6 protein-coding genes are annotated in these 9,051 nt (G+C 30.7%); all 6 read right to left on the reverse strand.

What is annotated here, in order from left to right; all coding sequences use genetic code 11:
• Window positions 1-1,408, reverse strand: a 1,408-nt coding sequence (locus tag AACZ53_RS12085) for a SulP family inorganic anion transporter (RefSeq protein WP_339838798.1), incomplete at its 3' end; no start/stop codon positions are given.
• Window positions 1,409-1,516: 108 nt separating this feature from the next.
• Window positions 1,517-3,385 (reverse strand): proton-conducting transporter membrane subunit, encoded by a 1,869-nt coding sequence (locus tag AACZ53_RS12090; protein ID WP_339838802.1) that lies wholly within the window; start codon window positions 3,383-3,385, stop codon window positions 1,517-1,519.
• Window positions 3,386-3,391: 6 nt separating this feature from the next.
• Complete coding sequence (locus AACZ53_RS12095) at window positions 3,392-5,881, reverse strand: DUF2309 domain-containing protein (protein ID WP_339838805.1); 2,490 nt, start codon at window positions 5,879-5,881, stop codon at window positions 3,392-3,394.
• Between the two features lie 73 nt (window positions 5,882-5,954).
• The gene (locus AACZ53_RS12100; protein ID WP_339838808.1) at window positions 5,955-6,335 is read right to left on the reverse strand and encodes a hypothetical protein; all 381 of its coding nucleotides are present in this window, start codon (window positions 6,333-6,335) and stop codon (window positions 5,955-5,957) included.
• A gap of 117 nt (window positions 6,336-6,452) precedes the next feature.
• Complete coding sequence (locus tag AACZ53_RS12105; RefSeq protein WP_339838811.1) at window positions 6,453-6,803, reverse strand: metal transporter; 351 nt, start codon at window positions 6,801-6,803, stop codon at window positions 6,453-6,455.
• A 70-nt stretch (window positions 6,804-6,873) separates the two neighbouring features.
• The coding region (locus AACZ53_RS12110; protein ID WP_339838814.1) for a TonB-dependent receptor at window positions 6,874-9,051 on the reverse strand (2,178 nt) is incomplete at its 5' end.

Genomic DNA, 9,051 nt, shown 5'->3' on the forward strand with positions numbered 1-9,051 from the left:
ACAAAAGCTTCAGTAGAGATTTTAATTTTAGTTTAAAAATAGCTGCTTTATCTATTTCAACTAAGTAATTATTTCCTTCAAAAGAGACCAAAGTTGGTGCTTTAAAGAAAGACGAAATTGGTGTTCCGTTAAACAAATGAATTATCATTTTTAAAACAATACCTGCTGCAATTCCTACTAATAAATCTTCAAATAAAGTAAAGAAAATAGTTACTAAGAAAATAGCCAATTGTTCTTTTCCAATTTGAAAAGTATGAATGAATTCTTTAGGATGAGCTAATTTAACACCTACTGTAATTAACATAGCTGCTAAAGCTGCATTTGGAATCATTTCTAATACAGGTGAAGCAACTAATACAAACAATAAGATAAAAACCCCATGAAAAAAATTAGCCCAACGAGTTTGTGCTCCATTATTTACATTTGAAGAAGAACGAGCCACTTCAGAAATCATTGGTATACCACCTAAAAATGCTGCAAATGTATTTCCGATTCCAACAGCAATTAAATCTTTATTCATATCAGATTTACGTTTGAATGGATCCATCAAATCAATAGCTTTGACTGTTAAAAGTGACTCCAAAGAACCTACTAAAGCAAACATGATTACATATTTTATAAAAATCCCAGTATGAGAAATACCATCAAAACTAGCATTAAGGCCTAATGAATCAACAAAATTTCCAATTTTAACTAAAGCATAAGCTGGTTCAGTTTCTTTAAAGTGCATAAACAATTCACATGGAATTGCAAACAACAACACTACTAAAGGTGCCGGAATCATTTTTATATTTTTGTTTTTAATATATGGCCAACCCATCATAATGGCTAAACTTACAATTCCAATTAAACTAGCTTTTGGATCTAAATTCATAATGAAATTTGGAATATTAGCTAATAATTCTAAAGGTCCTTTTCCTTTTCCTAAAGCTGGATTATCGTTTAATAAAACCGGAATTTGTTTAGCAATAATTATAATTCCAATTGCCGCTAACATTCCATGAATAGCAGAAAGCGGAAAGAAATCGGCTAATTTTCCTAATTTAAAAACTCCAAATAAAATTTGAACTACACCAGCAACAACCATTGCTCCTAAAGCTAATTTCCAACCCAAGATATCATCTCCTTGACCAAACTCGGCCACAGAACCAGCAACAATAACAATTAAACCAGCAGCTGGTCCTTTAATCGTTAATCTTGAACCCATTATGAAACTCACAAAAATACCACCAATTATAGCGGTTAATAAACCCATAACTGGAGGGAAAGCTGATGCTTTCGCAATACCCAAACTTAAAGGTAATGCCAACAAGAAAACGATAAAACCTGAAATAGCATCTGCTTTAAAATTCTCTCTCAATCCTGCTAAACCATCAGCAGGTATATATTTTTTAATACTTTTATTCATTTTATTTTTTGATTATTAGATTTTGGACAATAGATTTTTAAATTATAACCTAATCCCTATTGTGTTTTGAAATTGTGTTTTGAAATTGTGTTTTGAATTGATTTTGTATTATGAAGAACGATAAGGTAATTCATGATACGTTTTGATGTGAGGACCAAGAAATAATCGAGTATAAATTCGAATTCCGGCAATTCCTGAAACAATAAAACTTGAAGCTATAAAGAAAGCGAGCATCACTTGATTACTTTCAATATGACTAAAAATTAAATCTTCCCCAATGAATGTGGTTGTAATCGGAAATCCGGTTACACCTAGAGCTGCTAATAAAAAGAAAAAAGCAAATTTTGGATGTTCATAGACATGACCTAAATACTGATTTAAGTTTACGTTAGATTCCATCTTTTTTAACTTTAATAACGCCAAGTAACCCACTATTCCGGCCAAAATAATTCCTGATAAATAGACCAGTAATTCTGAAAAATCTACTTTTTCATTAAATACTATTGCTAAAGCAATCCAAAAGTGATTGAGTACAATAAGAACCCAAGCCACAAAAGGACTTTTTCTTTCAGAAAAGGCTTTGAAAACAAATAGTAATCCAATGAAAGCAAATAGTTCAGGTAAAACATTTAGTAACCTTAAAGGAATTGATGCTTTGAATTCAAAAAGCAAAATACCTAAAAGAAATGTTGGAATAAATACTAAAATCAAACGTTTTAAATTTAAAAAGTCTAATGATTTTCCTAAAGTTTTTAAAGGTCTCCAAAGAACAAAATTCATAAATTGCTCCAATTTGAATTCTTTTAAACTCCATATATAAAGTGCATATTCTATACGTTTTGGAAACGTATTTTTGATACCTCTTGCTTTGGGTTGAAAATTGTAAAATTGCTCACGAATCATATAACTTACTACTGATGGTGAAACCAATAATTGATAAGTTCTTAAAAAAGCATTTCCGGCAAAATGAAACAAAGCTAAAGTCTCTAAACCTAATGCAACTTCAATAAAAATTAATCCAATTTGAGAAATAGAACTATAGGCAACTTGACTTTTTACAGACGATTGTACTTTGGCCATATAAGCAGCCATTATACTTGTGGTTAACCCCATTAAACCAATTGCAATTCGCATAGAAGTTTGATGTTCCCAAAAAGGAAAAGTACGCAACATCAAGAAAACACCTAAATGTACAGAAAGTGAACCATAGAAAATTGCACTAGATGGTGTTGGCCCTTCCATTGCTCTAGGCAACCACGACGAAAACGGAATTTGAGCCGATTTTGCAGCTGCAGCTAAAGCTAACGAAAGTGCAATAAACGTTCCTATTAAAGTATGATTTTGCAAATGTTCATTTACCAATTCAAAATTATTCATTTTCATGAAAGTTATGTTTTCATGAAATAAATGATGACTTGCCCACATGGCCAATATCATTCCGATGTCTCCAATTCTATAAATTGAAAACACTTTGAAGGCATTTTTAACTGGCAAATAACGCTCTCTATAAAAAGCAATTAACAAGAAAGATGAAATTCCAATGATTTCCCAACCAATGAAAAGGGTCTCAAAATTTCCTGATAAAATGGCTAAATTATAACCAAAAAAGAAAAATAAAACCGTGTTAAAAAAACGCTTGTATCCTTTTTCTCTATGCAAATAATAACGGCTATAAGTAGTAATCATTGAAGTTAAAAGTGCTCCAATAAACAAATACACAGCCGATATTTTATCAAAATAAAAATCAATAAAAAACTCGTAATGATTCGTTTTTAACAATGTAGCTTCGTTTAAGTTTAAATGATTTGCACCATCAAAGATCCAAAAAACAATAAATATAATTAAAGCAATTAATTGTATAAAAACGGTTCCAAAAGCTACCCAAGAAATTAAAGATTCTTTTCTTTCAGGCAACAATAAACTTATGATAAAACCTACTAAAGGTAAGGCTATAAAAAACTGTAATAACTCGTTCATAATTTCTTAATTTAGTATTCCAATTGGAAGGTTATCAATAATAGTTTCAGCTAATTTTAATTCATCTGAAATTGTAATTGTTTCTTGTTGAATTGGATTATATATTTCGAAATTTCCTTCTTGAAAATGATATAATTCTAAAGTTTCAGGATGCACAACAACTAATTTTACCCATTCGTTTATAAACCATTCATAAGTTGCTGGACTTTTAGTAATAGCATATTTTACTTTTTCAGGAAAATGCTCAACTATAACTAACAATCGAATAGGATCATGCACTTCAATCATCTGACTTGGTAAACCTGGTCGTAAATCACCGTCAATTCCATTTGCAACACCAATTAGTCCCATTACATTATGAGGTAATTTACTTCCTGCACCTAATTTTTGATTGTCAACTCTAGAAAAATAATACTCCAAATTAATTCCACCACCAACAGGAGCAACGGCACCTAAAATCCCTGCCAAATAATCTCCCGAAGGATCAATGGTATAATCGTATGAATTCATAAAAGAACGTCTATCTAAAAACATATGTTTAGACAAACTTCTTCTTCCTACAACACACATGGCATTTGTGGCATGATTCAATTCTGGACGTGGTTCAAATAAAGAAACCGAACGTCTTTTAATGCTTTCATGTACTTTTTTAAGGGATTGAGTAGAATCTACGGTATCAAACCTACGAGAACGCTCTTTGGCATTATTATCTAAAGCAGCTTCAAAAACTATAGCATTTTGTTGGTGTAGATTTTTATTGTTTTCTGACAAACTTTCTTCTTGATAAAAAGTAATTTCATCACGAGTGGTGTCATGTAAAGCTGGTAAAAACTGTGTTTCAATTGGAATCACAATACCCCTTTGAACTAAATTTTTTCTAACTTTTGGATGATTAATTGCGAAACAAGCAACAGTTGCGTTAACTGAACTTGGTCTTCCACAACATGCACCACAATCGTAACCAGCATAATGTGTATTGTTAACACTTGTTGCACCATGACCTACTAAATAAACAATTGAAGCAAAATTATCGACTAACCCATTACTTCGCAACAAGTCTTCTACTCTATTGGTCATTTCTTCCACGGTAAAACCTACTTGCAAATTATCAACTCTATCAGTAACATCTTTATTTTCGATATGCAGTTTAGATTTCTTATTCAAATGCTTAAAAGATGAACTTGTAGCAGGTGTCATTCTTGGCTGAAAAATATTTAAAAATAGTTTTACGGCTGCCGAAAAACCCAACGTTTGTGAAATAATCCACCCAAAAAATAATGAATGTGAACGTTTGTGGTAATGAAAATCTTTGGCGTGTTTTTTCTTTCTAGGTTGCTCTTTTACTAAAAAAGCCGGAGTCATTGGTGCTGGACAAAGTTTTGTAAAAAACTTGCCGTCAACCGGTTGATAAAAGAATTCGAAATTAAAAAAAGCAGCTGTTCCAAACGTAACTGCATTTTTGTCTAAATGTTCAATATGTCTTCTAAAAGAACCTTCTCGATCATCCATGCAAAAGAAAGCCTGAAAACTTGGTATAACTTTTTCATTGGATGGTTTATGATGCTTAACAGTTGCTAACACTTGATCATACAAAGACCATTCAAAAGCCTGCTGCCATAACGATAAAACTTCAAAATGTTCATCAGCCTCCACTAATCTAAATAAATCTTGTGGTTCTGATTGAATTCTGCTCGCTAATGGCGCCCAATTTTCTTTAAATTTCTGATCTAATGTATCAATTTCAAGAAGTAATTCGAAAATAATAAGTTCTTCTAAAGTAATTGATTTTTTATCTAAAAGTGATGTTGGATTACTTTCTAAAGTCGCCACCATTCCACTCCAACCAGGATGCGAAAACTGTTGATCAAAAATATAAGTTTCGTAAAAACGTTCATCACCAACTACAATTTTTAATAAATCGGTAATTGTAGCTTTTTCTTCTAGCAATCTCTTAGCACGCTTTGTGCTGAAAAATCCCGAAAAACTAGTACGTTCTAATTCACGAATTGAGGACAAAAATCCTTTGTCATGAATAGGAAAAGACCACATGGCAATTCCTTGATCTAAATAACTACAAAGTACTCTAAACAAAGTACTATGTGTAGATTTATCCAAATTCATGGTGTATTGTGATTTCCAATTTGAGCGTAAACTTCCTATTCTTGGACTTATAGATTCGTCATATGATTTATGCAGCATTTTTTCTAGCCATAAATCAAGATTTTTATTTCCTTTATTTTTGATAACAACCTGATTTAAAACATCAGGATTAATATCTTTATTGTGAAAACGTTTTCTAAATACTTCTATGGACAAATAGGTCTTATACCCAAAAACTTCAGAAGCTTCTTGTAATGCATCAAAGAAATGTTTGTTTTGAAAGGCATGCAAAGTATTGTGATGCACAAAATCTTTCAACGGATTTTGCGCTGGTAAATAGTGTCTTAAGCGATGAAGAACATGTTGTTCGTCAAAACTTGAATGAGGATTATTCATTTTAAAATGAAAAAAAGGTTAATACATAAGTGATTCATTTGTAGTAATTACAAACGAAGTAAAAATTTATGTATTAAATAAAATGCAGTTTCCAATTGCAAAACAAATCATACAAAGGAAGTTTCTGATTTGTTTTAGGGAAATTATTGGTAATTGAATTTATTCTAGAATCATGTTTTAATTCAAGAAAATTATCCTGAAAAGAATAATCATGAAAAAAGTTTAATTCTATTTCAAATTCTGTTTTTTCTGACTCGTTATACACCAAATCTTTATCTTCTATATCTGAAGAAGTAAATGTTGGAGATTGTTTGTGGTCAAAATTAGAAACTATTGTTTTTGTCTCTGATCTAAAAGAATTTTGCTTTTGGGCAAAAGAATACAATGCAAGCACTAATGCCAACATCGGAACTATAAAAATTAGCTTCTTGAAACTGTTTTTAATTATATTCACTTTTACTTTTAAATATCAGGCAAATGTATAACAAAAAACAAGCATGAAAATTAATATTGACTTAAATTTATTAAAAAAGTCCTAAACATATATTTAGAACTTTTTTAATACTTATTTTTATAATCTTTCGTATTGACAACAACTGTGCATTTCTTCATAAACTTTATCAGAAGCTTTTACTAAGTCTGTATCGTGACCAACACTTGCAATTGCTTTGGCAACATCTTCTTTAGTGCATTTATTTTCATCAATAATTACATGAACGTCTTGACAATCCACATGCCATTCTGCACTCTTAACTCCTTTTACAGAAAAAGCTGCTTTTTCGATACGTTTTTCACACATTTCACAATTACCTAAAGCTTTTATAATTACTTCTTTGTTTTTGCTTTTCTTAACAGCTTTGTCTTGAGCATTCATTGAAAACCCAACAAAAGCGAGCAATAGTACTACAATTATTTTTTTCATCATTTATATTTTAATTAAAAATTTGTTATTTGAATCTATCTTTTAAAATCTTAATACTAAAATCTTAATACTATTTTATTTTAAATCGTAAACCTGCATAATACATTTGACCAAAAACAGGTCCATAGATCATACTACTATCAAAATAAGCGCCAAAAGGATCATTTGCTCCAACAATTGCATTATTTTGTTTGTAATTTCCAATATTTTCTCCTCCAACATATAGTTCAAACGTGCTAGAAAATGTTCTTGTTATTTGGGCATTTACAACTCCGAAAGCTTCTCCAAATTCATCTAAACGATATTGAGGTAAATTACTTGAAGTATTTGGCAAACGTTGTTTTCCTAACCAATTGTACGTGGCATCAAATTTCCATTGTTGCCCCTTGTCTAAAATATGAGTTTCATAGGCTAAATTAGCAAAAAATCTGTTTTTAGCTTGTAAGGCTTTTTGAAGATTTCCAACAATATAATCAGTGTTAACATCATAATATTTATATGCCGTTTTAAAGTTCAAATGTTTTTTCAATTCAATATTAAACTCGGCTTGAAAAGAATTAGCTACACTATTACCTTTTAAATTATAAAACACTACTTGTTGAGGACTAAAATCAACATCTACAACAGCTTGATTTTGAAAATCGGTTCTGTAATAATCTAAAACGATTCCTGAATCCCTTCCAAATAGTTTGAAATTTTGGATAAAACTTAATCCGTAATTCCATGCAATTTCTGGATTTAAACCATATAATGTTCCTTCAGTATTTAAGATTGAAAAACTCCTGCTTGAAGCAAAAAGTTGTTGATTTTCAGCAAAAATATTGGCTGCTCTTTTTCCTCTTCCAATTGAAGTTCTCAAAACAGCATCTTTCCAAGGATTATATCTGATATGCAATCTTGGTGTAACAAACGTTCCTAAACGATTGTGATTATCAACTCGAATTCCGGCAACAACTTGAAAATTATCTAAATTATCATAATCATACTCAAAAAAAGCTCCTACTGAATTATCAATTCTAGAAAAATCTTGAGCAAAATTTACAGCAACAAACTCCTTATATTTATCGTAAGTAAAATTAATTCCAGTGGTGAATTTATTTTTAGTATTTGTAATTATCGAACTGAAAAGCAAATTAGAATAAAGACTTTTTTGATCAATATCATATTGATTTAAACCAAAATAAGATTCTTGATTGTGTGATTGAAAGGAGTTTTGAAAACCAATACTTTGATAAGGCATATCTGGAAAAACATAACCAGTCTTATTTGAAATTTCAAATTTTTCTGTATTGATTTCGCTTCCCCAAGCATTTGTAGTTAATTTATCCGTATCAGGATTAAAAGCCACTTGACCCGCTTGTTTTTCGTCATTCATGTAACGAAGATTTAAGAAACTTACAATTCCATTTTCAGCATCATTATATTGCCAACGGTTTAGAACATTAATTTGTTTTCCAATAGGACTATCTAAAAAACCATCGTCATTCATGTCATTTTTATTCAACCTAGTATTTCCATGAAGAAATAAGGTAGAACTCAATTTATCTGAATATTTTTGATTGAAATGCGTGTTTAATTCAAAACGACTATCCGTTGAACCATAAGCGTTTAAGAAAAATGGAATATCATTCGCTGGTTTTAAAATTTCATAATTAATTTGCCCTGAAATACTTTCATATCCATTAATTACACTCCCTGCACCTTTTGTAATTTGAATGCTTTCCACCCAAGTTCCAGGCACAAAAGACAACCCATAAGCTTGTGAAGCTCCACGAACAGATGGAATATTTTCTTCAGCAATTAAAATATACGGACTTGTTAATCCTAACATCTTTATTTGTTTGTTTCCAGTAACAGCATCAGAATAATTTACATCAATTGATGGGTTTGTTGAAAAGCTTTCAGAAATATTACAACAAGCTGCTTTTAACAACTCTCTTTGCCCCATAGTTTGCACATTGGTTGCTTTAAATAAAGAATGTTCTGTGCTTTTTATAGTTTTTGAAACCGTAACGGTTGACAATTCTTCAACAGCTTTTAACTTTATGGTTAAAAAGGAATCATCAATTACTTCAATTTTTTTTGTATTATAACCAATATAGCTAACTACCAAGCTTGTTGTTTCTTGTGATTTTTTTATGGTGAATACACCGTCTTCATTGGTGACTACACCAATATTTGTATTGAGCCAATAGACATTTGCTCCTAGCAAAGTCACATTATTTTCATCTACTATTTTTAATGCGTC

This window comes from uncultured Flavobacterium sp. (assembly GCF_963975005.1).
Classification (GTDB): domain Bacteria; phylum Bacteroidota; class Bacteroidia; order Flavobacteriales; family Flavobacteriaceae; genus Flavobacterium.

Excerpts from the sequence above, each read along its gene's own strand:
- AACZ53_RS12095 (WP_339838805.1), bottom strand. The coding sequence starts at position 5,881 with ATGAATAATCCTCATTCAAGTTTTGACGAACAACATGTTCTTCATCGC.
- AACZ53_RS12090 (WP_339838802.1), bottom strand. The coding sequence starts at position 3,385 with ATGAACGAGTTATTACAGTTTTTTATAGCCTTACCTTTAGTAGGTTTT.
- AACZ53_RS12105 (WP_339838811.1), bottom strand. The coding sequence starts at position 6,803 with ATGAAAAAAATAATTGTAGTACTATTGCTCGCTTTTGTTGGGTTTTCA.